At 40.8% G+C, this 26,364-nt stretch carries 28 protein-coding genes and 1 pseudogene; 17 read left to right on the top strand and 12 right to left on the bottom strand.

All coding sequences use genetic code 11. The annotated features are described in order from the left end of the window. Positions 1–11: 11 nt before the first annotated feature. From AC13CC_RS04165 to AC13CC_RS04155, 3 genes are all read left to right on the top strand, one after another. On the top strand, positions 12–551 hold the full coding sequence (locus AC13CC_RS04165; RefSeq protein WP_326279774.1) for a DUF4252 domain-containing protein: 540 nt from the start codon (positions 12–14) through the stop codon (positions 549–551). Between the two features lie 112 nt (positions 552–663). Beyond that, positions 664–1,203 carry a DUF4252 domain-containing protein gene (locus AC13CC_RS04160; protein WP_326279776.1) on the top strand — a complete coding sequence of 180 codons (540 nt, stop codon included), beginning with the start codon at positions 664–666 and terminating at the stop codon, positions 1,201–1,203. A gap of 129 nt (positions 1,204–1,332) precedes the next feature. Further along, complete coding sequence (locus tag AC13CC_RS04155; RefSeq protein WP_326279778.1) at positions 1,333–2,148, top strand: mechanosensitive ion channel family protein; 816 nt, start codon at positions 1,333–1,335, stop codon at positions 2,146–2,148. Positions 2,149–2,681: 533 nt separating this feature from the next. Here the strand turns inward: AC13CC_RS04155 and purB are convergent. Both purB and AC13CC_RS04145 read right to left on the bottom strand, forming a co-directional pair. After that, positions 2,682–4,025 carry an adenylosuccinate lyase gene (gene purB / locus AC13CC_RS04150; protein WP_326279781.1) on the bottom strand — a complete coding sequence of 448 codons (1,344 nt, stop codon included), beginning with the start codon at positions 4,023–4,025 and terminating at the stop codon, positions 2,682–2,684. Between the two features lie 46 nt (positions 4,026–4,071). After that, positions 4,072–4,644: an adenylosuccinate lyase gene (locus AC13CC_RS04145; protein WP_326279783.1), complete on the bottom strand. Its 573-nt coding sequence runs from the start codon at positions 4,642–4,644 to the stop codon at positions 4,072–4,074. A 35-nt stretch (positions 4,645–4,679) separates the two neighbouring features. Here AC13CC_RS04145 and AC13CC_RS04140 point away from each other — a divergent pair, with 35 nt between their 5' ends. Next, positions 4,680–5,132 carry a heme-binding domain-containing protein gene (locus AC13CC_RS04140; protein ID WP_326279784.1) on the top strand — a complete coding sequence of 151 codons (453 nt, stop codon included), beginning with the start codon at positions 4,680–4,682 and terminating at the stop codon, positions 5,130–5,132. Here the strand turns inward: AC13CC_RS04140 and AC13CC_RS04135 are convergent. The 3 genes from AC13CC_RS04135 to AC13CC_RS04125 all read right to left on the bottom strand — a co-directional run bounded on the left by AC13CC_RS04135 (position 5,116) and on the right by AC13CC_RS04125 (position 7,686). Beyond that, the gene (locus AC13CC_RS04135; RefSeq protein WP_482875967.1) at positions 5,116–5,814 is read right to left on the bottom strand and encodes an SIR2 family NAD-dependent protein deacylase; all 699 of its coding nucleotides are present in this window, start codon (positions 5,812–5,814) and stop codon (positions 5,116–5,118) included. The two genes, AC13CC_RS04140 and AC13CC_RS04135, sit on opposite strands and share 17 nt — an antisense overlap. Before the next feature lie 23 nt (positions 5,815–5,837). After that, positions 5,838–6,590 (bottom strand): DJ-1/PfpI family protein, encoded by a 753-nt coding sequence (locus tag AC13CC_RS04130; protein WP_482875965.1) that lies wholly within the window; start codon positions 6,588–6,590, stop codon positions 5,838–5,840. 85 nt (positions 6,591–6,675) lie between these two features. Further along, positions 6,676–7,686 carry a glycoside hydrolase family 43 protein gene (locus AC13CC_RS04125; protein WP_326280054.1) on the bottom strand — a complete coding sequence of 337 codons (1,011 nt, stop codon included), beginning with the start codon at positions 7,684–7,686 and terminating at the stop codon, positions 6,676–6,678. A 304-nt stretch (positions 7,687–7,990) separates the two neighbouring features. Here AC13CC_RS04125 and AC13CC_RS04120 point away from each other — a divergent pair, with 304 nt between their 5' ends. From AC13CC_RS04120 to AC13CC_RS04110, 3 genes are read left to right on the top strand one after another with little or no spacing between them, the layout of a single operon-like run. After that, positions 7,991–8,644: a TrmH family RNA methyltransferase gene (locus tag AC13CC_RS04120; RefSeq protein WP_326280053.1), complete on the top strand. Its 654-nt coding sequence runs from the start codon at positions 7,991–7,993 to the stop codon at positions 8,642–8,644. A 42-nt stretch (positions 8,645–8,686) separates the two neighbouring features. After that, positions 8,687–9,214, top strand: coding sequence for an SRPBCC family protein (locus AC13CC_RS04115; RefSeq protein WP_326280051.1), 528 nt, complete (start codon positions 8,687–8,689; stop codon positions 9,212–9,214). A 3-nt stretch (positions 9,215–9,217) separates the two neighbouring features. Continuing rightward, on the top strand, positions 9,218–9,598 hold the full coding sequence (locus AC13CC_RS04110; protein WP_326280049.1) for a VOC family protein: 381 nt from the start codon (positions 9,218–9,220) through the stop codon (positions 9,596–9,598). Between the two features lie 3 nt (positions 9,599–9,601). On the opposite strand, the gene AC13CC_RS04105 is transcribed toward AC13CC_RS04110, so the two are convergent. The 4 genes from AC13CC_RS04105 to AC13CC_RS04090 form a co-directional block, all read right to left on the bottom strand. Continuing rightward, complete coding sequence (locus AC13CC_RS04105) at positions 9,602–11,284, bottom strand: alpha-amylase family glycosyl hydrolase (protein WP_326280047.1); 1,683 nt, start codon at positions 11,282–11,284, stop codon at positions 9,602–9,604. Between the two features lie 98 nt (positions 11,285–11,382). Next, entirely contained in the window at positions 11,383–12,168 is a 786-nt protein-coding gene (locus tag AC13CC_RS04100; protein ID WP_326280045.1) for a carboxypeptidase-like regulatory domain-containing protein, read from the bottom strand. A gap of 75 nt (positions 12,169–12,243) precedes the next feature. After that, positions 12,244–13,998, bottom strand: a complete 1,755-nt coding sequence (locus AC13CC_RS04095) for a DEAD/DEAH box helicase (protein ID WP_326280043.1) — start codon at positions 13,996–13,998, stop codon at positions 12,244–12,246. Positions 13,999–14,143: 145 nt separating this feature from the next. Further along, the gene (locus AC13CC_RS04090) at positions 14,144–14,725 is read right to left on the bottom strand and encodes a non-canonical purine NTP diphosphatase (protein WP_326280041.1); all 582 of its coding nucleotides are present in this window, start codon (positions 14,723–14,725) and stop codon (positions 14,144–14,146) included. A 60-nt stretch (positions 14,726–14,785) separates the two neighbouring features. On the opposite strand from AC13CC_RS04090, the gene AC13CC_RS04085 reads away from it, so the two are divergent. Together AC13CC_RS04085 and serA are read left to right on the top strand one after the other, a co-directional pair. After that, on the top strand, positions 14,786–15,238 hold the full coding sequence (locus tag AC13CC_RS04085; RefSeq protein WP_326280039.1) for a methyltransferase family protein: 453 nt from the start codon (positions 14,786–14,788) through the stop codon (positions 15,236–15,238). Between the two features lie 499 nt (positions 15,239–15,737). Continuing rightward, entirely contained in the window at positions 15,738–17,630 is a 1,893-nt protein-coding gene (gene serA, locus AC13CC_RS04080; protein ID WP_326280060.1) for a phosphoglycerate dehydrogenase, read from the top strand. An 81-nt stretch (positions 17,631–17,711) separates the two neighbouring features. Here serA and rlmH read toward each other — a convergent pair whose 3' ends face one another. Continuing rightward, positions 17,712–18,185: a 23S rRNA (pseudouridine(1915)-N(3))-methyltransferase RlmH gene (gene rlmH / locus AC13CC_RS04075; RefSeq protein WP_326280037.1), complete on the bottom strand. Its 474-nt coding sequence runs from the start codon at positions 18,183–18,185 to the stop codon at positions 17,712–17,714. 92 nt (positions 18,186–18,277) lie between these two features. Between rlmH and nadC the strand changes: the two genes are divergently transcribed. From nadC to priA, 4 genes are read left to right on the top strand one after another with little or no spacing between them, the layout of a single operon-like run. Beyond that, the gene (nadC, locus tag AC13CC_RS04070) at positions 18,278–19,135 is read left to right on the top strand and encodes a carboxylating nicotinate-nucleotide diphosphorylase (RefSeq protein WP_326280035.1); all 858 of its coding nucleotides are present in this window, start codon (positions 18,278–18,280) and stop codon (positions 19,133–19,135) included. After that, positions 19,136–20,116: a YihY/virulence factor BrkB family protein gene (locus tag AC13CC_RS04065; RefSeq protein WP_326280033.1), complete on the top strand. Its 981-nt coding sequence runs from the start codon at positions 19,136–19,138 to the stop codon at positions 20,114–20,116. Then, positions 20,091–20,540, top strand: coding sequence for a DUF2147 domain-containing protein (locus tag AC13CC_RS04060; protein ID WP_326280031.1), 450 nt, complete (start codon positions 20,091–20,093; stop codon positions 20,538–20,540). Before AC13CC_RS04065 ends, AC13CC_RS04060 begins: the two co-directional genes overlap by 26 nt. A 3-nt stretch (positions 20,541–20,543) precedes the next feature. Continuing rightward, the gene (priA, locus tag AC13CC_RS04055; protein ID WP_482875959.1) at positions 20,544–23,000 is read left to right on the top strand and encodes a replication restart helicase PriA; all 2,457 of its coding nucleotides are present in this window, start codon (positions 20,544–20,546) and stop codon (positions 22,998–23,000) included. On the opposite strand, the pseudogene AC13CC_RS04050 reads toward priA, so the two are convergent. Continuing rightward, positions 23,001–23,694 (bottom strand): annotated as a pseudogene (locus AC13CC_RS04050) (LytR/AlgR family response regulator transcription factor). Between the two features lie 236 nt (positions 23,695–23,930). Here AC13CC_RS04050 and rpsF point away from each other — a divergent pair. Genes rpsF through rplI form a run of 3 tightly spaced genes read left to right on the top strand, consistent with a single transcriptional unit; the run spans position 23,931 to position 25,036 of the window. Then, positions 23,931–24,269 carry a 30S ribosomal protein S6 gene (gene rpsF, locus AC13CC_RS04045; RefSeq protein ID WP_482875958.1) on the top strand — a complete coding sequence of 113 codons (339 nt, stop codon included), beginning with the start codon at positions 23,931–23,933 and terminating at the stop codon, positions 24,267–24,269. 4 nt (positions 24,270–24,273) lie between these two features. Continuing rightward, positions 24,274–24,570: a 30S ribosomal protein S18 gene (gene rpsR / locus AC13CC_RS04040; RefSeq protein WP_014031368.1), complete on the top strand. Its 297-nt coding sequence runs from the start codon at positions 24,274–24,276 to the stop codon at positions 24,568–24,570. 13 nt (positions 24,571–24,583) lie between these two features. After that, positions 24,584–25,036 carry a 50S ribosomal protein L9 gene (gene rplI / locus AC13CC_RS04035; protein WP_326280025.1) on the top strand — a complete coding sequence of 151 codons (453 nt, stop codon included), beginning with the start codon at positions 24,584–24,586 and terminating at the stop codon, positions 25,034–25,036. Between the two features lie 68 nt (positions 25,037–25,104). Here the strand turns inward: rplI and AC13CC_RS04030 are convergent, their stop codons facing one another. Beyond that, the gene (locus AC13CC_RS04030; protein ID WP_326280023.1) at positions 25,105–25,572 is read right to left on the bottom strand and encodes a DUF4168 domain-containing protein; all 468 of its coding nucleotides are present in this window, start codon (positions 25,570–25,572) and stop codon (positions 25,105–25,107) included. Between the two features lie 185 nt (positions 25,573–25,757). Here AC13CC_RS04030 and AC13CC_RS04025 point away from each other — a divergent pair, with 185 nt between their 5' ends. Beyond that, positions 25,758–26,228 (top strand): DUF6495 family protein, encoded by a 471-nt coding sequence (locus AC13CC_RS04025; RefSeq protein ID WP_326280021.1) that lies wholly within the window; start codon positions 25,758–25,760, stop codon positions 26,226–26,228. Positions 26,229–26,364: the final 136 nt, after the last annotated feature.

Below are 26,364 nucleotides of genomic sequence, written 5' to 3'. Positions count from 1 at the left end.
AAAACGAAAAGATGAGAAAGTATATTTTAATCACAGTAATGGCAGTATTGCCTTTGGCCGGATTTTCACAATCCCTTTTTGATAAATTTGAAGATTTGGACGATGTAACATCCGTAGTGGTGAACAAAAGCATGTTCAACCTATTGGCAAAGATTGATGTAGAGGTAGATGATCCCGAAGCTCAGGACTTTATGGATATTGCCAGTAGCTTACAAAGCTTAAAGGTCTTCACTACCGAGGATAAGAAAATCGGTGAGGACATGAAGTCGTCCGTGGACAGCTACCTAAAATTCTCCAAAATGGAAGAGTTGATGCGGGTAAAGGACAAAGATGCCAATGTCAAGTTCTACATTAAAGAGGGCAAGGATGCGGATCATGTGAGCGAACTGCTCATGTTCGTGACAGGTATGAATAACGTTGAGGCCGATGGCAGAAAATTCGAGACTGTAATTTTATCACTTACCGGTGATATTGATTTGAACAAAATTGGTTCATTGACAAAAAAAATGAACTTACCGGAAGAACTCAACGAGGCAAGTAAAAAGAATTAATTAAGACATCGGTTGGCAATAATCGGTTAGATACTGTAACAAAATGCAACAAGCTCCAACTAATTATTGTCAACTGATTATCAGTTTATAAAATCAATCAAAAAAAGAACAGATGAAACATATTATTAAAACCATGTTGGTGGCCGGGGCAGTGCTTCTGGCTTCGTGTGCTTCGCAGCAAAGCCTGCAAGAGTATTATGTGGACAATTCGGAGAACCCAAACTTTTTGTCCATAGATGTTCCCGCAAGCATCTTAAAGCTGAACGAGGAAGATTTGAACCCAACCCAAAAAGAAGCTATTGAATCACTTCGTAAATTCAATTTGTTGGCCTTTAAAAAGAATGCCGATAATGAAGTGGAGTATGAGGTTGAAAAGAAAAAAGTACGCGAAATCTTAAAGGGAGACCAGTTTGTGGAGCTCATGAAAATCAATTCAAAATATGGCAAGGGAGTCATTAAATATTTAGGAGATGAGGACGCCATTGATGAAGTAATTATTTATGGGGATAGTGAAGATAAAGGCTTTGCCTTAGTAAGGGTACTTGGTAAGGATATGAACCCCGCGCATATCATTCAATTAATGCAAGCCATACAAAAATCCGATTACAAAGGAGAAGGTCTTGGTGAAATTGGAGATTTTCTAAAAGGCTAAGGCCAATCATCATAAATTTCTAAGGAGGGTGGCGTTTGTCACCCTTTTTCTTTTTAGGAAAATCAAAAACGTGACCTAGTTTAGTATCTTAGTGTCTCATAATAAGAACACTAACAAAACTCTAGCATAATGGAAAAAGCACAAGAATGGTTTGACTATGGTATTGAACTGGCCAAAGAATTTGGCCCAAAACTGATTACAGCACTTGTTATATACATTATTGGTATGTGGGTGGTGAAAAAGATAATAAAGGGTACACGTAAGGTGATGTCCAAAAGCAAGTATGATCAATCTCTTCAGACATTTCTCTTGAATCTCTTTTCGTGGGCATTAAAAATATTCCTGATCATTATAGTTATTTCCCGTTTGGGAGTGGATGTCACTACCTTTGCAGCCTTGATTGCCGCTGCAGGTCTTGCTGTTGGGCTGGCGTTGCAGGGTTCGCTTTCCAACTTTGCAGGAGGTGTGTTGATTATGATATTTAAACCTTATAAAATTGATGACTTAATCGAAGCACAAGGGGTTTTGGGAAAAGTAAAAGGAATCGAAATCTTTACTACAAAATTGGTGACCCCACAGAACAGACTGGCCATTGTTCCCAATGGTGCCATGGCCAACGGGAACATCATAAACTATACCGCAGAGGGTAAAATGCGTGTCGATACCGTAATAGGAGTGGGTTACGGTGAGGACATCAAAAAAACCAAAGATGTATTATTGGAGGTGTTGACATCTAATCCAAAGGTGTTAAAAGACCCCGCGCCTTCGGTAAATGTGTTGGAGTTGGCGGACAGCTCCGTGAATTTTGCGGTAAGACCTTTTTGTGAGCCAGATGATTATTGGGACGTGTATTTTGCGACCCATGAAAATTGTAAGTTAGCCTTGGACAAGGCTGGAATTGAAATTCCATACCCACATCAAGTGGAAATCCATAAAGAGGGATAAACCGATAGCTGGATTCTTGGGTTTTCAGGTCAATGGCAAAGTGTTAAAGGTTTTGACACGGATTTCACGAATGGCCACAGATGTTTTTGCTCTTGAACTTGTGAATTGCACTTGTTCTTGTGAAAGGAGTTTCTTCAGTTGTTCCTCTCCTTCAGAAGACACTTTCCCCTGGTTTTTGTAAGCTGGGTGGTGAGCGTAATGGAAGGAGATGCGTGTCACATCGAGCGCAGTCGAGATGTCTTAAGTTCTCGCGTTTAGTTTACCTTTAGCAATGGTCGAAGGAAAAGCTGTATGGGTCGATGATTGGACTCCTGCTTTCGCAGGAATGACAATAGAGACCTACCTTGGGGAGAAAATGCATGATTTGGCACTTAGCTTTACGTCACTTCGAACCGACCAGCGGGAGTGTGAGAAATCTAATTTATTAAGTGGACTTCTCAATCGAGACTGTGTCCTACATGTTAAAATGACCTAGCGGATGAGATTCCTGCTTGTTTATCCCGTTGAAGAACGGGACGCAGGAATAACAAAAATCACACCCCGGTATAATTCGCCGGTGTTATATGCTTTAACTCAGCTTTAATAGCATCGGAGACATTCAATGTTTCAATAAAATCGGCAATGGATTTTTGATTGATTTTCTCATTGGTACGCGTTAAACCTTTTAATGCTTCGTATGGATTGGGATAACCTTCCCTTCTCAAAATAGTCTGGATGGCTTCTGCAACAACAGCCCAATTGTCTTCCAGATCTTTTTCAAACTTGGCTTGGTTCAGTACCAATTTGTTCAATCCTTTTAAAGTGGATTGAAACCCAACCAAGGTGTGTGCAAACGGCACCCCAACATTACGTAGTACGGTACTGTCCGTAAGGTCGCGCTGTAATCTGGAAATCGGCAATTTGGCGGATAAATGCTCAAAAATAGCATTGGCCAACCCCAGGTTTCCTTCAGAATTTTCAAAATCGATAGGGTTTACCTTGTGTGGCATGGCCGATGAACCCACTTCCCCTTTTTTGATTTTTTGTTTGAAGTAGTCCATGGAAATATAGGTCCATATATCTCGATCCAAATCAATCAAAATAGTGTTGATGCGTTTAAGACAATCGAACAAAGCGGCCATGTGATCGTAATGCTCAATTTGAGTAGTGGGGAAAGAGTGGTGCAAACCTAATTTTTCTTGTACAAATTGTTTTCCGAAGGCTCTCCAATCAATTTTTGGATAAGCTACTTTGTGGGCATTGTAGTTCCCAGTGGCTCCACCAAATTTAGCGGCACTGGGGATATCGTTCAATAAATTGAACTGCTCTTTAAAACGTACGACAAAAACGTCGATTTCCTTGCCCAAACGGGTAGGGGAGGCCGGTTGTCCGTGTGTTCTTGCCAACATGGGGATGTTTTCCCATGCTTTGGCAAGCTCCTTCAATTTCTCCAAAACCTCTAAATAAGAAGGAACGTATACATCGTTTATAGCTTCTTTGATGGACAGAGGTATCGCAGTATTGTTGATATCTTGAGAAGTCAATCCAAAGTGGATAAACTCCTTGTATTTTTGAAGGTTTAATGCATCAAACTTTTGCTTGATGAAGTACTCCACGGCTTTTACATCGTGGTTGGTGGTCTTTTCAATATCTTTGATCGCCTGTGCATCTTCCGCAGAAAACTCTTGATAAATTTTTTGTAATTCGGGGAACAGCTTTTTGTTGAAATCGGCCAGTTGTGGCAATGGAACCTCACAAAGGGCAATAAAGTATTCAATCTCAACTTGAACACGGTATTTGATCAAGGCCTCTTCCGAAAAATAATCTTTAAGGGCCTTGGTTTTGTTTCTGTATCTACCGTCAATCGGCGAAATGGCATTTAGTTGTGTCAGCGACATGGTCAAGAAAATTTTGAAAGCATCAAAGATACTTAAACGCTGTGTTTTAGACACCCAATTTGGCCAACTTATCCAGAGTTTTTTTTGCTCGGTTTTTGTAGCCCGCGGTTCCTGTGGCGTAAGTGTCCTCCAACACTTGTTTGAGTTCGGGGCGTACCCAATCAAATTTTGAACCTAAGTAATACAGACTGGTCATGGAAAATACCTTGGGTGCCATGTTCATTGGACCGATGAGCCACTCAAAACAGGATGTCATTATTTTTTCCAATTGGTCGTCGGTAATACTTTGGACAAAAACGGGGTCTTTTTTCTTAAAGTAGGCTTCGCAAATCATTTCACAAACGTGTGCAATGGGTCTTATACAAGATTCGGTTTTTAATTTTGACAAACCGTTCACAAAATCTTCAAAAAAGGGGAGGATCAAGGAGGGGTCTTTTCGCATTAAATGATCAAAAGTCCAACTCGCATTGAAACTTCCTGCTTTGTCTTCCAACAACACCTGTTTAAAAAGTGCCTTGGCCAGTCGGGGTTCTTTCTTCAATTGCTGAACCAAAACATCTATTTCAAGTTTCGATATTCTACCTGAACAAAGTCTGATATGGAGTTCCTCTTCGGTCACAAAAAATCAATATATTTACTAAAATCCTGTAGGTGATGAAAATAGTGAAAAAAATAGCAATTGTTCTTTTGGTTGTATTGGTAGGAATGCAATTTTACCGACCTGAAAAAAATGTAGCTGAAGGCGATTATGTGGCTGCCTTTGAAACAGAGACCCAACCTCCAACAGCAGTAAAACAAATTTTAAAGACGGCCTGTTATGATTGCCATAGCGCCAATACCAAATATCCTTGGTACAATAACATTGCCCCGGTTTCCTATTGGTTGGCAGACCATATTGAAGAGGGCAAGGAACATCTTGATTTTTCCGATTGGGCCAACTACGATGCTGAAAAAAAGAATCACAAACTGGAAGAACTCATCGAAGAGGTGGAAGAGGGAAAAATGCCCTTAAAGGAATACACATGGACCCACGCTGATGCGAAATTGTCCGAGGAGCAAATAAATGTATTGGTAGCCTGGGCAAAAGAAACTAGGGCCAACTATTAAAAAACTGTTCCACCAATTCGGGAATTCCCTCTGCTGCTGTTTTGGAGATTATGGTAAGGTTTTCGAAATCCGATGAACGAATATTGGGCTTTGGATCTACAAAGTAAATCGGGGTTTTATTTGGCGCGTAGTGGATTAAACTTGCAGCGGGATAGACTTGCATAGAGGTTCCCACAATAATAAGTATTTGGGCCTGTTGGGTGATTTGCGCGGCAGTTTCAAGCATTGGTACCATTTCGCCAAACCAGACAATATGGGGGCGTAGTTGGTGCCCTTTGTCGTCCGTATCGCCTAAAACCAAGTCTTTTTTCCAATCCAACACATGGTTTTCGTTTACGGTACTTCGCACTTTGAGCAGTTCACCGTGTAAATGTAATACATGGGAACTCCCTGCCTTCTCGTGCAGATTGTCCACGTTTTGGGTTACAATGCTCACATCAAATCCCTGTTCTAATTCAGCCAGAGCCTTATGGCCTGCATTGGGAGCAACCTCCAACAATTGCCGCCTTCGCTGGTTGTAGAATTCGAGCACCAACTCAGGATTACGGGCAAATCCTTGTGGCGATGCTACTTCCATCACATCATGGCCTTCCCAAAGACCGTTTTCGTCCCGAAAGGTTTTCAGTCCGCTTTCAGCGCTCATCCCTGCCCCGGTTAGTACTACGATTTTTGGTTTGAGCATGTTTTTGGTTTTATGTTAGCCCATCATTTTTTCCAATTTTGAAGACGGTCCAAATAAAGGTAGCTCTCCACAAATTTTCGGTGTTCCTCATTTGTCATGGTTTCCAAAAGGTTCAATGCCGATATGTAACTTGCCAGATTTCCGTTTGAAGATAAAAATTTTCCGTCTCGGACAAAAGTCACCAAACTGTCATTTTGAACTTTTAAGTTAGGATAATCTTTTTGTAATTGTATGCCACCACCAATCCAAGTTACAATTTTCTTTCCATCTGCAATTCCAGATGCGCCAATTAACTGCGCTCCCGCACAATTGCTTACTGTGTATTTGGTTTCTTGATTTTTCTCTCGTACAAAATCTATGATTTTATTGTTATGTACCTGAGCATACATGTCATAAGCGCTGGGAACAAACAATGCAGTTAATTTTGGACAGTTACCTAAAGTGTAATCCGGCACAAAATGCATGCCCTCCTCGGTGGTTATTGGATTGTCCGTTTCGGCTATGGTGATAACGTTGAAGAGTTGTTCTCCATCAACTGATGGCTTTGCGAATACGTCCGATGTTGCTACAACCTCACTTTGAAGGACACCATTATACATTAAAAGTCCAATTGTTGGCAGGCCTTCTTTGAACGGTTTTAAATGTTTTGTCAATGTATCAGAATGTGAAATTCCTGTTTGAAGCCCGTTGTCTTCATTTTTATCAGAACTTTTAGGTGTATTTGTGTTACAGTTAAAAAGCAGAACGCTTAGTAAAACGGGAATTAAATTTCTCATAACCTTTTGATAATCAATTTAAATTATTAATCAGAACAAATGTATCCAGCATAATTCTGACAAAAGTTAAACTGGTTTAAGAAACTTAGTTGCCACCAACACCCTCAAAAGTCATAGTCACTGGTTTTATGGTGCCATCAGGGTTGAATTCCATCTTGTCCATACAAGTAACCCTGTGGTCGCGGTCCTTGTTGGGAATAGGTCTTCGGTGGTATACAATGATCCATTCATCCGTTCCCGGTTTGTTGATTACGGAGTGATGCCCAGCCCCGGTGGCAATATCCCCTTCTTTGGATTCCAAAATGGTTCCGATGCGTTTATAGGGGCCTGTTGGTTTGTCTGCCATGGCGTAGGCCACTTTGTAACTGCCATCGGTCCAATTGCCTTCGGACCACATAAAATAGTAAATGCCGTTTCGCAAAAACATGAACGGGCCTTCCACATAACCTTCGGGCGTAATTTCTTTGAACAGACTACCATCTTCCCAAGGCTCAAAACCCGTAAAATCTTCATTGAGTATGCCAAGGTTGCAATGGCTCCAACCTCCATAGAAAAAATAATGGGTACCGTCCACATCCTTAAAAACAAATTGGTCAATGGGTTGGGCGTTGTTGTAGAAGTCGGATATCAGAGGTTTTCCCAAATGATCCTCGAAAGGTCCGCTGGGACTATCAGCTACGGCCACACCGATTCCTCCATAATGGTTAATATCGTTATTGGGGTCATAGGAGCTTCTACCGGGCCGCTGAATATCGTTGGCGCCAAAAAAAAGATAATACTTACTGTCCTTTTCAATAATGGATGGCGCCCACAAAGCTTGCCTTAACCATTTTATCTTGGTCGTATCCAAAATGCGTTCATGCTTTTCCCAATGTACTAGATCTTTGGATGAAAAGGCATCAAAATGCAATTGCTTGTCATAATCGTCGGAAAATGTGGGGTAGACCCAATATGTGTCCTCAAAAACAATACCTTCTGGGTCGGCATACCAGCCTTCAAAAATTGGGTTATTTTGCACTTTGTTAGATTCTTGTGCAAAGCTACATGCTCCGAACAGGGAGAAAATTGTTGAAAAAACTACGTTTTTGGTGTTCATGGTCATATTTTGAGGTTTATTTTTTATGAGAGCCTTAAAACTGGCGCTTGTGGATGCCGGTTTTTATTGTTTCTGGTTTTGACACGAATTTCACACATTTTCACAGGTTTGGCAACGGGCAATTGTCTTTAGAGGTGTTTCTCGTAAAAGAGAAATATAAATGGAGGCAATCTGCACGAATGTATCCCGGTTTTCTTGCTTGACCTTGGCGCAAGCCTTGAGACTCACACCAATCCCGGGAGGGACAAGATAACAAATCCATTTTTCAAGAAACCAAAATTCCAATTTTTCCTATCTTGGTTTTATGTTTGACCATGATTTGTTGACATACTTGGAAACCTATCTTACCGAAGAGCGAAAACAGCGTTTTTTGGATGTGCTTCAACAACGGACCAAACATATTACCGTAGCGGTGGAAGATGTATATCAATTGCACAATACAAGTGCCATAATTCGCAGTTGTGATGTTTTTGGGGTACAGGACGTACATGTGATAGAGGATCGTTTTGGCAAACGTTTGGACAAAAATATAGCCATGGGAGCCGAACAGTGGGTAGATGTGCATCGCTACCAAACCACGACCGATTGTATCTCCAAATTGAAGGAGGATGGTTATCAAATAATCGCCACTACACCGCACAACGATTCCACTATCCTGCCTGATTTTTTTCCAGCTATCAAATCGGCAATTTTCTTTGGAACCGAAAAAGAAGGGTTGTCAGAAGAAGTAATGCAGCAGGCCGACGGATTCCTTAAAATTCCCATGGTGGGCTTTTCCGAAAGTTTGAATGTTTCCGTTTCTGCGGCCATTATCATCCAACAATTGGCACAAAAAGTGCGCGATTCGGACCTAAATTGGCAATTAACCGATATAGAGGTGTTTGAAAAACGATTGGATTGGACCAAAAAATCCATAAAAGATGTTGAGGGGATTTTAAAAAGATACCTTTCCAAGTAAATAAATTTCGTATTTTTAGTTGATAACCAATAAATTACAGCTATGATAATGCTATATATTGTCTTAGGTATAGTGTTGTTGATCATTATTTTGGCAGCTATCGCCCCAAAAAACTACAATGTCTCTCGCTCTATAGAAATTTCCAAACCTAAAAGCGTTGTTTTTGAGTATCTCAAATCCTTAAAACGACAGGATGAATGGTCTCCATGGGGTAAACGTGATCCCGATATGAAAAAAAAGTTTACGGGAACGGATGGTGAGGTAGGAGCCATTAATTATTGGGAAGGCAACAAAGAAGTAGGGAAGGGGGAGCAGGAAATCACCAAAATTGTGGAAGGTGAACGAATTGATTCCGAACTTCGATTCTTAAAACCATTCAAATCCACTTCGGATGCTTATATCGTTACCAAAGAGGTGGAGAAGGATAGAACTAAAGTAGTTTGGGGCTTTTCTGGAAAGAACAAATTCCCGATGAGCATTATGATGCTGTTCATGAACATGGACAAGGCGGTGGGAAAAGATTTTGAAGAAGGTCTGGCGAGTTTAAAGGAAATATTGGAAAATAAATAAGCTATGGATTTTAATATGGTAGGCTGGTTCGAGATTCCTGTTAGGGATATGGAACGAGCAAAATCGTTTTATGATACGGTTTTTCAAGTTGATATAAAGTTACAGGGTTTTGGAGGCACCAAAATGGGATGGTTTCCTGCAGATCATGGAAAACCAGGAGCTTCAGGCTCACTTATTCAGAACAAGGATTGGTACAAACCCAGTAAAAGTAAAGGGGCGTTGATTTACTTCAACAGTCTAGATGTTCAAAACGAACTCGACCGTATTGAACCGAACGGAGGTAAAATTGTTCAACCCAAGACACAGATAAGTCCCGAAATAGGGTACATGGCGGTTTTTTTAGATTCAGAAGGGAACCGAATCGCACTGCACTCTAGGCAATAGTGATTATTCCACAAGTTCCAGTAGGGCAATGTCATAATCATTATCCAATAGCACTTTTCCGTTGGCCACGGTAACTTCGGTCTCGGAATAGGTGTCGTACAAGGTGGTACCGTCACCAAAGAATCCTTTTACCCAAAGCGACTTTTTTCCTTTAGGCAAATCCAACCCCACAACTACTTTGTCTCGATATTTCCCATTGACATACGTCCTTGAAAATACATAGGGCGATTTGGCCAATCGTTTGTGTTTACCTGCTCCAATGGCAGGGTGGTTTGCTCGGAACTGACCCAATTTTTGCCAGTGTTTGTGAATTTTTTGTGTTTCGGGCAGGCTGTCCAAATCTTCCCAGTTCATAAACGAGCGTAAGGCGGCGTCTCCCTCGGTGCCATCAATAATTAAATTTCTAGCGGTCTCATCGCCATAATACACCTGCGATGCGCCAGGTGTAAGTAATAGCACATTTGCCGTGCGATAGGGTTTTGTTCTTTCCTTGTCGTAGGGGGCACCATCATCGTGTGAGGTTAAATAGTTGAGAACGCTCCTGTCCTTTAGTTTGGTTTGAAGCAGTTTGCTATATTTTTTAAAGATGGCCTCGTAACTCTTGTCCGCATCGTTTTTGAGTTCAAAATTGATGAGACTTTTAAATCCATAGTCAAAAAAATCCACTTTTTTGTCCCCAAAATCAAATTCTCGACCACCCGAAATACCATAGTTATAGACTTCGCCGACCATATAAAATGGATTATCGTCCAATATTTTATGCTGATGCTTTTTCTTCCATGATTCAAATGCGTAGTTCGCCTCTTTGTAAAGGTCTGCCCAAGCGTTTTCATTCACGTGCTTCACAGTGTCTACACGGAAACCATCAACCCCTAGATCATTAATATAATCCGTAAGCCATTTGATGATGTAGTATTTTGGAGTCCTTGGGTATCCTGTGCGTTCAAAAAAGAGTTGGAGTTCGTCCAGTTCCTTGCTCAAACGTCCCTCATCTTTCCACTTGGCCAAAAGGGCATCGGGCAGTTCCACAGCTTCATCGGATTCGGTAAGGATATCCGGTAAATTCTCCACCAAGGTGCAAGCTGTGGTATTTTCGTAGGTGGTAAACTCACATTTTGGTCCATTTCTCACCCAATCATCGGGCCAAACAGGGTCTTTTTCCGTAACAGGTCCGGTATGGTTTAAAACTACATCCAAAAGAATACGAATTCCTTTGCTGTGCGCTGTTTTTACCAGTTTTTCCAAGTCTTTCCGCGTTCCGAAGTTAGGGTCAATGGAAGTCCAATCCTTTGTCCAGTAACCGTGATAGCCATACGTTTTACCAGTTCCTTCGTCGGTGGCCCCGTGAATTTGTTCCACTACGGGCGTAAACCAAATGGCATTGATTCCCAAGTCGGTAAAATAACCTTCTTCAATTTTTTGTGTGATTCCCTCAATGTCGCCACCTTCAAAACCTCTTAAGACCCCTGTTTCCTCGGTTCTATCAAAATTCACATCGTTTTCAGGGTTTCCGTTATTAAAACGATCCGTCAACAGAAAATAAATATTCGCACCTTCCCAAACAAAGGGCACCTTCTTTTTGGGCGCCACTTTTTCAACTACATGGGTTTCTTGCTGCTTTTTTTCAACTTGCTTGCAGCCAATAAACAAAGGTAGAACTGACAATACAACAAGTAGTTTTTTCATGAATCGGGATTTTGTTTAAAGCTATAAAATGCACACGTAAATATGAAATTTATTTATAGCGGGGCAATACTATCCCAAGAGCAGGGTTAAGTTGGTCGTTATTGGTTTCTGTTCAGCACTTTGTACTCTTCGTAGCAGCTGGAAATTGCATCCAAAATTTGAAGGTCGTTCGCTGTTTTGATGAATGATTTGGAATAGTTGCAGTTGTTGAGGATGTCCTCAATATCCACTTTTTCCAATTGAAGCAGTTCGGTAAGGGTTTCCCTATCAAACTTTGATGCCAAAAGATCCCTAATATTATCGTCCTCTTTAATTTGCCGCAACTTGCGCATTTGCCTTGGTTTTTTTCCAAAAAGATTTCGCAAGAGGTCTGCTGGATTAAGAATGGCCCCCAAAACCTTGGTTACCGCACTCGGACTTTTATTCCCGGCTTCGTAACTGGTATTGAGACCAGAAATACTGTACTGGTACGCATTGTTGTCCACAGGAAGGTTCTTGACATCAATTTCCAGATAACCCGTAAGCTGGTATGGTCTTACAACCACTTCTTCAAGTGCATAGGCCAATTCTGTCAATGCAATTTCGGTATTTCCAAACCTGAACATATCGTTGGTTACCCGTACTTTTTGGGTTTTAAATCCTAAATACGAAAAGTAAAGCGTATCGTTGACCGCCGCTGGTATGGTAAACTTGCCATTCTGGTTTGTAATGGTGCCTTTTACTTGGTTCAGGTTCACCACGTGCACACTTTCCAATGGAAATTCCGTTTGGGCATTGATCACCGTGGCGGTAAACTCCTTTATCACTTGGTTTTGACCGTCTTCAACTTGGGAAAAACCGAGTATTGGGATAAGGGACAATAGTATAAGTAGTAATCTTCTCATGCAACCTTTGTAGCTATAAAAGTACTAAACAAAGAAAAATAAATAGGAGAGACTTACCATTTAATATAGAATTAACTAATAAAAGCCCTGCTTTTTCTTGCCTCCCTTTTTCCCGTAACTTCCTTTTTTTCCGCCTTTGTAGGATTTATTCCCACCGCGGTATCCTCCGCCTTTTTTTCCGCGACGTTTTTTGCCTCCTTTTCCGCCACCACCGCTACCACCGGGGTTTTTGGATACTTCAACATTAATAAAGCGCCCATCTACCTTAAACTCTGTAAAGGTTTGAAGAATGAATTCGGTAAGTTGTGCATCGGAATTAAAGAACGAGAAGGTGTCCTTGGTGTCTACATTGTAAATATCCTCTTTTTCCAATTTTAGCGTATCACGAAGGAAATCTTTCAAAGACATCCAGTCGTAACCGTCGCGTTCCCCAACATTGATAAAATAGCGAACTGAGCCTTCTGATGGAATGTCTCCTTTGGAAGTTCCCCTGTCCTTACCGGAATCCTGACTGTTAAGGTCTTTGGATTTGCTGTAGTAGTTATAAAACTGGGTGAATTCTACGGAAACCATCTTTTTGATGAGTTCGTCACGGTCAATACCTTCCAAAACATCGTTAATGGCAGGTAGGTAACTCTCAATCTCTTTATTGATTTTGGTTTCCTTGATCTTGTTGGCCAAATGATACAGCTGAATCTCGCATATTTCAATGCCATCAGGAATTTGTTTGGCTATGAATTCCTGCTGAATTTTTTTCTCGATAGCTTTGATCTTGCGAAGTTCGGAGCGGGTGATGATAACCATGGAAATACCGGATTTGCCAGCACGTCCAGTACGCCCACTACGGTGGGTATAGGTTTCAATTTCATCGGGCAATTGGTAGTTGATTACGTGTGTAATATCGTCTACATCAATGCCACGGGCGGCGACATCGGTAGCAACCAACATTTGCACTTGTTTTTTTCTGAAGGAGTTCATCACAAGATCACGTTGATTTTGGCTCAAATCGCCATGCAAAGCTCCGGCATTGTACCCATCCTCGATCAATTTTTCAGCAACACGCTGCGTATCCCTCTTGGTTCTGCAGAACACCACGGAGAAAATTCCAGGGTTGGCATCGGCCAAACGTTTAAGTGCCGCGTAACGATCACGGCCACCTACCACATAATATTCATGCTGTACGGTGGATGCGCCTGCATTTTTAGATCCAACAGTGATCTCAACAGGGTTGTGCATAAATTTTTTGGCAATCGTAGCCACTTCTTTGGGCATAGTTGCGGAAAAAAGCCACGTCAACTTTTCTTTGGGCGTGTTGGATAGAATGTCTTTAATGTCTTCAAAGAAGCCCATGTTCAACATTTCATCGGCCTCATCCAATACACAGTAGTCAATTTTGGAAATATCGACCATTCTTCGGCCGATCATATCTTTCATACGACCAGGAGTGGCCACAACGATCTGCGCCCCTTTTTTAATTTGTCGTGCTTGTTCGGTAATGCTGGCACCACCATAAATGGCTACCACATTCAGTCCCTTTATATATTTGGAATAGAGTTTTAACTCGTTTGTAATCTGTAAACATAGCTCTCGCGTAGGGGAGAGAATCAATCCTTGGGTGGTTCTGCTTTCCTCTTGGATTTTTTGAATCATTGGAAATCCAAACGCAGCAGTTTTACCTGTTCCTGTTTGTGCCAAGGCCACCAAATCGGTTTCCTTTTCCAATAAAACTGGGATTGATTTTTCTTGTACTTCTGATGGGGATTCAAATCCGAGGTCGGAAATAGCATCCAATAGGGGTTTGTCCAACCCCAAGGCTTCAAATTTTGTCATAGCGGTGTATATACCTTAAATCGCAAATATGTTTGTGTTGTATAGAGCGATTTTGTATAACCCAATTTAAGCCCATCACAACACCTTGCCCATACCGGCGGCGTTAATAAAGCGGCAAAGGTACGTTAATTTTATTCCGTGGAAGCTAATAGATGCTTTTTTTTAATAAATCAACCAATTTTTGAATGGCCCTACCTCGGTGGCTTATAGCATTTTTGGTCTTTGGAGGCAGTTCGCCAAAGGTTTTATCGAACCCATTGGGTCTAAAAATGGGGTCGTAACCAAAACCGCCATCCCCGTGTGTGGTTGGGGTTATTTGGCCTTCAACGATACCTTCAAACGTGTAACTATTACCTTGTAGGTTCAAATGGATTACGGTTTTAAAATGTGCAGCACGGTCGTTCGCCCCTTTTAACTCAGATAACAATTTTGCCATATTGTCCTTGGCACTTTTTTGCTCCCCCGCATATCTGGCAGAATAGACACCCGGTGCTCCATCCAAAGCATCGACCAGCAAACCGGTATCGTCCGAAAAACAGTTTAAGCCATAGGTTTGGGTCACAAAATCTGCTTTTATTTTTGCGTTTTCTTCCAAGGTATCACCTGTTTCGGGAATTTCATCAAAGCACTCAATATCCTTTAGGGATAACAGCTCTATGTTTTCAGGAAGTAATTGCTGAACTTCTTTCAGCTTATGGTCGTTATGAGTGGCAAAAACTAGTTTCAAATCAAAAAGGGTTCTATTTTGAGGTTCAAAAGTAGTAATTTCGAGTTTTAAGCAATTGATATGAAAATGAAAGTGCCGCCAGCTTTGGTAATGTTGGTTTTTGGAGGACTAATGTATGTTTTGGACAAATTTTTGCCCATTGGCGAGTTTGAGTTTTTTGGCAAGCAGGAATTGGCCATGTTTCTTTCTGGATTGGGTGTTTTGGTCATTTTAATATCGGTAATCCAGTTTTTCATCACAAAAACGACCGTAGATCCTTTGAATCCCAAGAAAACCTCAAAATTAGTGACGAATGGCATCTATAAATTCACCCGTAACCCCATGTATTTGGGAATGCTCCTTTTTCTGTTGGCCTTTGGGCTAAAGTTGGGCAATGCCTTCAATACGCTTATTGCAGCGGGTTTTGTATCCTATATGAATCGGTTTCAGATTAAACCTGAAGAAAAAGTTCTTGCCAAAATGTTTGGAAAGGATTATAATATCTACTGCAAGTTGACCAGACGTTGGTTTTGATAGTTGGGATGTAGCTTGGTTGGGGGTAGATATAAGAGACAAGAAACAAGAGAAATAAAGACTAAAGACTAAAGATTGGGCAATTTATACGTTCATTGACTACAAACCGCCCACTGCAAACTGCTTATTGGTGATCAATCGTGTAATTCGTGTCAAAAAAAGATATTAGATGAGAGATGTAAGACAATAGGCTTTAGAGATTCGTTGATTTTGTGATTTAATCATTGGCATTTATTTACTGAAAACAGACCTCTTTCTGACTACCACTGCAACCGCGAACTGTTTTTTGGAATTTAGATTTGAAACTTGAACTTAATACTTGAGTTTGAACTTTACAATTGAACTCAATCCATACGTGATTGCAAAAAATTAGGTGCTATTTAAAACAAATCGTAATGGATTTTTGATTTATCCGCAAATCTGTAAGGTTTTTGATGAGTTCCGATTCTAAGGATGAAATTTATGTTTAATTTTGTGGCTTAATTTTTTGGAAGGACTCATGGTGGAAACTGCACGTAAATATGTGTTCGATTTTGATAGCACGCTCACACGGGTTGAGGCTTTGGATGTTTTGGCAGAAATGACGTTGCAAAACAATCCCAAAAGGGATGAGATTGTAGCGGAGATACAGCGAATAACCAATTTGGGGATCGATGGGGACATTTCCTTTACAGAATCCTTGGAACAAAGAATCCGGTTGTTGAATGCCAACAAAAGTGATTTGGATGACTTGGTGGTGGAGCTGCGTCAAAAAATTTCGAAATCAATCGCATCGAACAAGGAATTCTTTCACGAGTTTTCCGACCACATCTACGTAATTTCCTGTGGCTTCAAGGAATTTATAGATCCTATTGTTAAAGAGTACAACATTCCATCCGAACGGGTGTATGCAAACACCTTTACATTTGATGATGCCGGAAATATCATCGGCTTTGATGAAACCAATGTTTTGGCCGCCCATAACGGTAAAATAGAATGTTTAAAAAACTTGGACTTGGAAGGCGAGGTCCAGGTTATTGGCGATGGCTATAGCGATTACGTAATGCGCGAGGCCGGTATTGCCCATAAGTTTTTCGCCTATACCGAAAATGTGCACCGTGAAAAAGCAACGAATAATGCCGACCACGTAGCACCTAACCTAGATGAATTTTTATTTGTGAACGATTTGCCAAGAAACTTATCATACCCCAAGAACAGAATTAAGATCCTATTACTGGAAAATGTACACCCTGCAGCTTTCGAAAATCTATCCGAAGAAGGTTTTTCGGTAGAGCTGATCAAAACCAGCCTTTCCGAGGAAGACCTTATCGAACGTATTAAAGGTGTGCATGTTTTGGGTATTAGGTCCAAGACCCAAGTAACCCAAAAAGTACTGGATGCGGCCGATAAATTGTTGGTGGTCGGTGCATTTTGCATCGGTACCACGCAGATAGATTTGGATTACAGTAAAAGGAGGGGTGTGGTTGTGTTCAATGCCCCATACAGTAATACCCGTTCCGTAGTGGAACTTGCCATTGGACAGACCATTATGTTAATGCGGAGCATTTTTCCACGTAGTACCGAAATTCACAACGGCGAGTGGAACAAAACAGCCATTGGGTCACAAGAAGTACGAGGTAAGAACCTTGGTATTGTAGGTTACGGTAACATAGGTAAACAAATGTCCGTTTTGGCCGAAGCCATGGGCATGAAGGTGTATTATTACGATGTTAACGACCAACTGGCACTCGGTAACGCTGTAAAATGTGACACTTTGGAGGATTTGTTGTCCGTTTCTGATGTAGTTACACTTCATGTGGATGATAACAAGGCCAATAGGAACTTTATCGGCGAACGTGAAATCAACCAAATGAAAGATGGTGCCAAACTTATCAATCTTTCCAGAGGTTTTGTAGTGGATATTGATGCACTGGCAAGTGCCCTAAAGAACGGAAAACTAGGTGGCGCAGCTATAGATGTGTACCCGTCCGAACCACGCAGCAACGGAGCGTTTGAAACACCTTTGCAAGGCTTGTCCAACGTTATTCTTACGCCACATATTGGGGGAAGCACAGAGGAAGCGCAAAGAGACATTGCCGATTTTGTGCCGAACAAGATTATGGATTACATCAATTCGGGAAACACGGTGGACGCTGTTAATTTTCCGAATATTAGATTGCCCAAACAAAACAAGGCACACCGATTTTTGCACATTCACCGCAATGTTCCAGGCATTATGGCCAAAATCAACGAAATATTGGCTCAATACGGTCTCAATATTTCCGGTCAATACCTTTCCACTGACAGCGATGTGGGATATGTAATCACCGATTTGGACAAGGAATACGATAAAGATGTGATCAAAGCGCTCAAGAAAATTGAGAACACCATTAAATTTAGGGTGCTTTATTAACAGAAGGTAGACCGCTGCGCCTCAATAAACAGGAACAATGACAGTTTTGGTCTTGGCTCCTGTCTCTTGCCTCCAATTATCTCATTGGTGATGATAGGGTTCGTTCCGAAGAATGGTGAATCCCCTATAAATTTGTTCCACAATAAATAACCGTACCATTTGGTGGGAAAATGTCATTTTGGACAAACTTATTTTGCCTGAACTTTTCGCATAAACAGCATCACTAAAGCCATAAGGGCCACCAATGGCCAGCACAAGATTTTTAATGCCGCTGTTCATCTTTTTTTGCAAGAACTGGGCAAAATCCAGTGAGGAGTATTGTTTTCCTTTTTCGTCAAGCAAGATTAGGGTGTCCGTTGGTTGCAGTTGTGCCAAGATGAGTTCGCCCTCTTTTTCCTTTTGTTGGGCTTCGGAAAGATTTTTTCTGTTTTTTATATCAGGAATTATGTCCATTTGAAACTTGATATAATGTTTCAGCCGCTTCTCATAAACGTCTATAAGTTCTTCAAGTTCAGACTTGTCGGTTTTTCCAATGGCAATCAATGTAATCTGCATGCCCAAAAATAAACGTTTCAGCTTAAATTAAGCATGCCAAAGGCATGGACAACGAACAATGTTTTTACTATTTTCGTTAAAACCACAATTGGATGATTTCCGAAGAACAATTTCAAAACGAACTGGATTTGATCATTGCCAACGCCGTTAGGGAAGATGTAGGTGATGGCGACCACAGTTCCCTGGCATGTATTCCCGCATCTACCCAAGGCAAAGCAAAACTTTTGGTAAAGGACGAAGGGGTTATCGCTGGCGTAGCATTTGCCAAACAAGTTTTTAGCTATGTTGACCCCAAACTTAAGATGGAGGTTTTGGTTAAAGATGGCGCACCGGTAAAATACGGGGATATTGTTTTTTATGTTGAGGGCAGTTCCCAAAGTATTTTAAAAGCAGAGCGACTTGTGCTCAATGCCATGCAACGTATGAGCGCGATTGCGACTAAAACCAAGAGTTTTGTTTTACTATTGGATGGAACCAATACCAAAATTTTGGATACCAGAAAAACAACACCAGGCATAAGAGCCCTTGAAAAATGGGCTGTAAAGATTGGTGGGGGAGAAAACCATAGGTTTGCCCTCTACGACATGATCATGCTCAAGGACAACCATATCGATTTTGCAGGCGGAATTACCAACGCCATCCAAAAAACGCAGGATTATTTAAAAGAAAAAGGGAAGGATTTGAAGATTATTGTTGAAGCCAGAAATTTGGATGAGGTGGACGAGATATTGAAATCCGAGGGCGTGTACCGCATCCTTTTGGATAATTTTGATTACGAACAAACCCACGAAGCTGTGCAACGAATTGGGGAGAAGTGCCTAACCGAATCTTCGGGCGGTATCACCGAGGACACCATACGCAAATATGCCGAATGTGGCGTGGACTACATATCGTCAGGAGCGCTTACCCATTCTGTTTACAATATGGATTTAAGTTTAAAAGCCGTTTAAATGTCCAAAGCCATAGAGGAGAAATTGGAGAAAATACCCGTAATCAATTGGCTGGTGCGCTTATTGAAAAAAATAAAGCTAAAAGCCTTTGAAGGGCTCTCTCTTTATGATTTGATTGAAATGTATTTGGTGGGAATCGTGAAAGGCGCACTTTCCACAAGGGCAAGCTCCATTGCTTTCAGTATTTTTTTAGCGCTGTTTCCCCTGCTTATCTTTTTGGTGACCCTTATACCCTTTATCATCCCCTACGTAAGTGTGGGCAATGCCAATTTTGACACCCAGTTTCTCAACTTTTTGGAATCCTTTTTGCCTTCTGCCACCAGTGAATATTTTAGTGAAATTTATCAGCAGATAAAAGACCAAAAACAAGGGGGATTGCTCTCTTCGGCCTTTTTGTTGTCCATATTTTTGGTGGCCAATGGCGTAAATGCCATTTTTGGAGGGTTTGAATACTCGTACCACGTAGAGCTCACCCGTAATTTCTTTCGTCAATATGCCTATGCCCTTATGGTGGGCGTCATTCTCTCCATCTTATTGATATTGGGAGCGGTAGCCTTTGTGTACTTTGAGTTTTACATTGTGGAAAACGCAAGTGAATTTTTTGGTAGGACATTGGGAACCGATATTGAAAAAGGGGATGCATTGGGCATCCAAATAGCAAAACTGCTGTTCTTTTTATGCATCTCGTATCTTGCAACGGCCATACTTTACTATTTTGGCACCGCAGAAGGAAGGCAAGCTCGTTTTTTTTCAGCGGGAGCATTGCTTACGACCCTTTTGTTTTTACTGACCTCATATCTTTTCGGCATTTATGTTGAGAAGTTCGCTCGTTACAACGAACTTTATGGAGCACTGGGAGGATTATTGATTTTAATGGTGTTTATATGGTTAAATTCCAATATCTTATTATTAGGTTTTGAATTGAATGCCACACTTAATTCCTTAAAAAAAAGACATGAAAAACAGCAAAACGAGCAATAAATGGATGTATCTGATATGTTTTCTGTTTTGTCAGATAACTTGGTCCCAAACCGTTTTTGGAAAGTGGAAAACCATTGATGACCGCAATGGAATCACCAAGGCCATTATTGAGATATATAAAGAAGACGGGTTAATGCATGCCAAGGTTGTTGAAATTTTGGAAGAAGGAAAAAAAGGTGCTTTGTGTACCAAATGCGAAGGAGAGCGAAAAAACAAACCTATCCTTGGAATGAAAATCATGGAAGATTTTGAGAAAAACAACAAAGGTATTTATAAGGGCGATAAGTTGTTTGATCCCGAACAGGCAATGACCTTTAAAGGAAGGGTCTGGTTGGATGATGACAACAAAAACCGATTAAAAGTTAGAGGCTATCTGGCATTTTTGTACAGGACCCAAACATGGCACAGGGTACTAGAGAATTAACGTATGGATTATTTTTTGGATGTTGTTCTTCCCATTCCTCTGGAAAAACTCTTTACCTATAAAATTTCGCAAGCAGAAGCGGATTTTATACAGGAAGGAATGCGGGTAGCCGTTCCTTTTGGCAAATCCAAGATTTATACCGCCCTGGCCTATCGCGTACATCAAAATGCACCTGAAGCCTATCAACCCAAAGAAATTTACCAAATTCTTGATGAACAACCCGTAGTCACCCAAATACAATTAAAACATTGGGGATGGGTAGCAAAATATTACATGTGTACCCTGGGCGAAGTCATTAGAAGTGCCCTGCCCAGTGCTTTTATGTTGGAAAGTGAAACACTCATTTTGCCCAACAAAAATTCGGATGTAGATGAAAGGGAATTAACGGATGATGAATTTTTGGTATTCGAAGCACTTCAGCATCAAACCGCTTTAAAAATTTCCGAGGTCAGCGATATTGTGGATAAAAAAAATGTGATGAAGCTGATAAACACCTTGGTTCACAAAGGCGTTATACTTCAGAAAGAAGAATTGTACGAGCAGTACAAGCCAAAATTGGTGCGTTACGTTAAGCTTTCGGAACAATACGAGGATGAAAAACAACTGGCCGAACTTTTGAACGAGCTTGTAAGAGCACCCAAACAGAGTCAAGTAGTGCTGTCCTTGTTTCAGTTGAAAGCCAAAAGTATCAAACCCATCCCCATTTCAGAACTGGAAAAGGAAAGTGGTGGCTCCCGAGCCGTGATTAAGGCTCTTATTGATAAAAATATCCTTGAAGAATACCATATTAGAAAAGACAGGGTACAGTTTGAGGAAAGGTCCGAAGAATCCAAACATATTACCTTGAATGAATACCAAGAAAAAGCTCTGGAGGACATCAACAAAGGTTTTGATGAAGAAAAACCGGTACTGTTGCACGGGGTAACTTCTTCGGGAAAAACGGAAGTCTACGTAAAACTGATTCAAAAATGTCTGGAAAACGGTCAACAGGCCCTTTATCTATTGCCAGAGATTGCCTTAACGTCCCAATTGATCAATAGGCTGAGGCATTATTTTGGACATCAAGTATCCGTATACCACTCCAAATATAGCATTCACGAAAGGGTAGAGGTGTGGAACAACGTTTTAAAAAATACAGAAAAAGCCCAGATTGTACTTGGTGCACGGTCATCGCTATTTCTGCCTTTTACCAATTTGGGATTGGTGGTAGTGGACGAGGAGCACGAAAGCTCCTTTAAGCAGTTTGACCCTGCTCCACGTTACCATGCACGCGACGCGGCCGTGGTTTTGGCAGCACTTCACAAAGCAAAGATTGTTCTGGGGTCTGCCACTCCAAGTATTGAAAGTATGTACAACGCCAGAATTAAAAAATACGGCTATGCTTCCATTTTGAAAAGATTTGGTGATGTGTTGATGCCCGATATTAATCTGGTGGACATAAAAGAAGCTATCCGAAAGCGTAGAATGAAAGGGCATTTTTCCGAAATTCTCATCAAGGCCATTACGGAGGCGCTTGATGAAGGGGAACAAATCATTCTTTTTCAAAATAGGAGAGGATTTGCCCCTGTGGTGGAATGCACCACTTGTGGGCACGTGGCCCAATGCCCCAATTGTGATGTGAGTTTAACGTACCATCAGCACAGAAATCAGCTTCGATGCCACTATTGTGGTTATCACATGGCTTTACAACAGGCTTGTTTGGCCTGCGGCAGTCCAACTTTGGATAATAAGGGTTTTGGTACGGAACAGATCCAGCAAGAGTTGGGACGGTTGTTTCCAAATGTTTCTGTAGGTCGAATGGATTTGGATACCACGCGCGGAAAATATGCTTATGAAAAAATCATTTCATCTTTTGAAAACCAAGAGATGGATATTTTGGTGGGAACCCAAATGGTGACCAAGGGGCTAGATTTTAGGAATGTGAGTCTAGTAGGCATTATGAGTGCAGATTCCATGCTCAATTTTCCCGATTTCCGTGCCCATGAACGGAGTTTTCAAATGCTGACGCAGGTAGCGGGTAGGGCAGGGCGTACCAAAAAAAGGGGAAAGGTACTTATTCAGACCTATAATCCATACCATCAAATTTTACAGCAGGTAACCACGAACAATTATGATGGAATGTTCAAAGAGCAGTTTTACGAAAGGGAACAATTTAAGTATCCACCTTTGGTGCGTCTCATTAAAATCACTTTAAAGGATAAGGATTTCAATAAACTGAACGAAGCAGCTGAATGGATGGCGGGTTCGCTGCGAAATGTACTTGGGGTGCAAATTCTTGGCCCCGAATATCCGCCTGTGGCGAGAATAAGAAGGGATTACCTCAAAAATATAATGATTAAAATACCTCAAAAACAGTCATTGGCCCAAACAAAAAATAGCATTAAAAGAATTGAAAAATCTTTTAATGCTATTTCCAAGTATAAAAGTGTACGGTTGGTCTACAACGTGGACCACATATAATTATACATTGGCCAGCGCTTCGGCTAGTTCTGTTTTCTTGTTTCTGCTCAATGGAATCTGTCTGCCCCCTACTTCAACATTTTTGCTGTTGAATTTTTCAATCTTCTCCAGATTCACAATACTAAGATTTATGGATACGTAGAAATTTTTCGGCAGGCAATTGCTTTTCAAAAGATTTCATAGTGGAAAGGATTACGATATTGGCTTCATCTGTTACCAATTTAATGTAATCGCCCAATGCTTCGATCCATTTGATGTCGTTTAATATAACCTTACGTTTTTTAAGGTTGCTCTTTACAAAGATGTGCTCTTCGTCCTCATCCACCCGGTTCATTTGCTCGTATTTGGCAACGGCTCTTTTTACTGAGGCTTCAAAACGTGCCAAGGTGATGGGTTTGTGAAGATAATCGGTTACGTCGTAGTCAAAAGCTTTAAGTGCATAATCAGGTTTCCCTGTAATCAGAATAACCTGTGGTGGGTTCTCTAGGGCCTCTAAAAGGTCAAAACCGTTAATGATCGGCATTTCAACATCTAAAAAGATAAGGTCGATTTCGTGGTTTTTAAGGCCATTTTTGGCTTCAATGGCGTTGCTGTACTCAGCAACCAAAGCAAGGTGTGGATGATTGTTGACCAACTTTGCAACGGCCATGCGCTGCATCGAGGAATCGTCTACAATTATACTTTTTAATTTCATAGAATGGGGTGATTTGTAGGGTTTTAAATCATCGGCAAATTACATAAAAAAGCTGCTCACCTACAACAAAAGATGTAAACATGGTCTATTTTGTTGTGTAAATTGCCATATATGTTATTTAGGCTTATTAGGTTTTTTAATGTTGATAACTCTTGTACTTAAACGAAGTTTTTCTACTTTTCTTGCAGGGGGAAAGAAATATTGTTAATTTTGCGCTCCTTTAAAAATATATTATAATGAACCATTACGAAACTGTTTTCATTTTGAATCCCGTTCTGTCTGAAACACAGATAGAGGAAACAGTCAAGAAATTTGAGGATTTCTTGATTAAGAATGGTGCCAAAATGGTCTCCAAAGAAGATTGGGGACTTAAAAAGTTGGCCTATCCCATTCAGCACAAGAAAAGTGGATTTTACCACTTGTTCGAATTCCAAGCTTCAGGTGAGGCCATAGGCCCTTACGAGCTTGAGTTTAGAAGAGATGAGCGCGTTATGCGTTTTTTGACCGTTAAATTGGACAAGCACGCAATTGCTTGGGCGGAAAAGAGAAGAAACAAACTAAAAGCAAAGGCATAAGGGTATGGCATCTATTGAGCAACAAGCAAAATCAAAAAAAGACGGGGAAATCAGATATTTGACCCCGCTTAACATTGAGACCAGCAAGCAAAAGAAGTATTGTAGGTTCAAAAAATCCGGTATCAAGTACATTGATTATAAAGACCCTGATTTTTTGATGAAGTTGGTGAACGAGCAAGGTAAATTGCTTCCAAGAAGACTAACCGGTACTTCCTTGAAATACCAAAGAAAAGTGGCGCAGGCCGTAAAACGTGCCCGTCACCTAGCGTTAATGCCGTATGTTGGCGATATGTTGAAATAAAAAACACCAGAGAATGGAACTTATTCTAAAAGAAGATGTACAGGATTTGGGATTTAAGGATGATATCGTTACCGTAAAGAACGGTTACGGCAGAAACTTTCTTATCCCACAAGGTTTGGCCGATTTGGCTACGCCTTCTGCCAAAAAAGTTTTGGCGGAGAACCTTAAGCAAAGAGCTCACAAGGAGAAAAAGGTTATTGATGAGGCCACTAAGATTGCCGATGCGTTAAAGCAATTGGAAATCAAAATTGCTGCTAAAGTTGGAGCCGGAGATAAATTGTTCGGGTCTGTAACAAACATCGACCTTGCTGCTGCCTTGGATAAAGAAGGACACCAAATCGATAGAAAATTCATCAATATTAAAGGTGGAGCTATCAAAAGAGTTGGTCCTTACGAAGCAATTATCAGACTACACAGGGAAGTTATTGTAGAATTCCCATTTGAAGTGGTTGCTGAAGCAAAGTAAACTTCAAACCTTATAATTTAAAAAAGCCCTCCGATTTTTTCGGAGGGCTTTTTTTTTTCAATTAAATTCTATTGCGGTTGTTCTGATAACATTGTTCTCAAACGACCTTGTAATTCAGTATCACTTTGTAATGCCATTGCTATATTCTGGTAACGTTCTATGCTCATACCTTCATTGCTGATAATCTCTTCGATTTGTTTGGTAAAACCGACTTGCATCTGTTGTATTTCGTTCATTAGCTTTCCAAAGCGTTCTTTTTCCTCATCACTGGCATCGACCGTTTTTTCTGGAGACGCAGAAGCTTGATAAAGTTCATTGAACCTATTGGCCTCAAAACCACTTTCCTCAACTGTTTTCATTACTTTCTGTTGTGCTTCCATATTCACTTTTTGAATGCCTTGGAAGGCCGAAGCAATTTTACCCAGTTCAGCATCGGTGACCTCCACCTGTTCTTGCGCGTTCACATGCGAGAAAGCACATGCACCTATGGCCGCTATGCAAACCACTAAAGTTTTAAATGATTTCAAAAATCTCATTCTGTACGTGTTTTATTTAATAATGTTAGTTTCCGAAACTACAATAAATAAAAGGGCTTGCCAAAAATCACTGGGATTATGGGTGTTAATCTAAACTTAAAGAAATTGTAATGAATTCAAGGATTCGACGGTTTTCTTGAGTCAAAAACACGGTGGTTTTCCCTAGCCTTTTATATTTTTGCAGCATGAAATATAGACGATTGACCAAGGAGCAACTTGAGGAATTACATCCCGAATTTATTAACTTTCTCGCGACCCAATCCATCACCGCTGATGAGTGGGATAACTTAAAAAAGGAAAAACCAGAGGTTGCCGAGGAGGAAATAGACGTTTTTAGCGATTTGATTTGGGAAGGGGTGTTGAGCAAAGTGGAATATTTGGAGAACATTTCCGAACGGCACATGCATTTGTTCCACTTAACGGATAAAGAAATGAAGCTCCTTTCTGTTAAGGTCATGAATCCGGAGATTGATTTAAGAACGGAGATCGGCTTTGGTTGGTTCAAGCGCAACTATCAATCCGATTTTGTGGAATACCTTACAGCTTCCAAGGCTTACGGAGAGGATAAAAATGTGGATAAGTTCGAATTGATCAAACAAGGAGCCGTTATCACCAAAGGGGAACTGTACCAATGGTTTGAGCAGATAATGGAATGATCATCAATTTTCAAGACCAAGTTCAAGAATCAAGCCCAAAGTTTGTGGTCATTCGTGCCATTCGTGTTAAGCATGGGATACATGAAAATAGCAAATAGAAAATAAACGCACATGATTAGTGCCAACAGCATACTGA

The organism is Flagellimonas sp. L-11, assembly GCF_056857735.1.
This window is presented reverse-complemented; position numbering and strand designations above follow the sequence as displayed.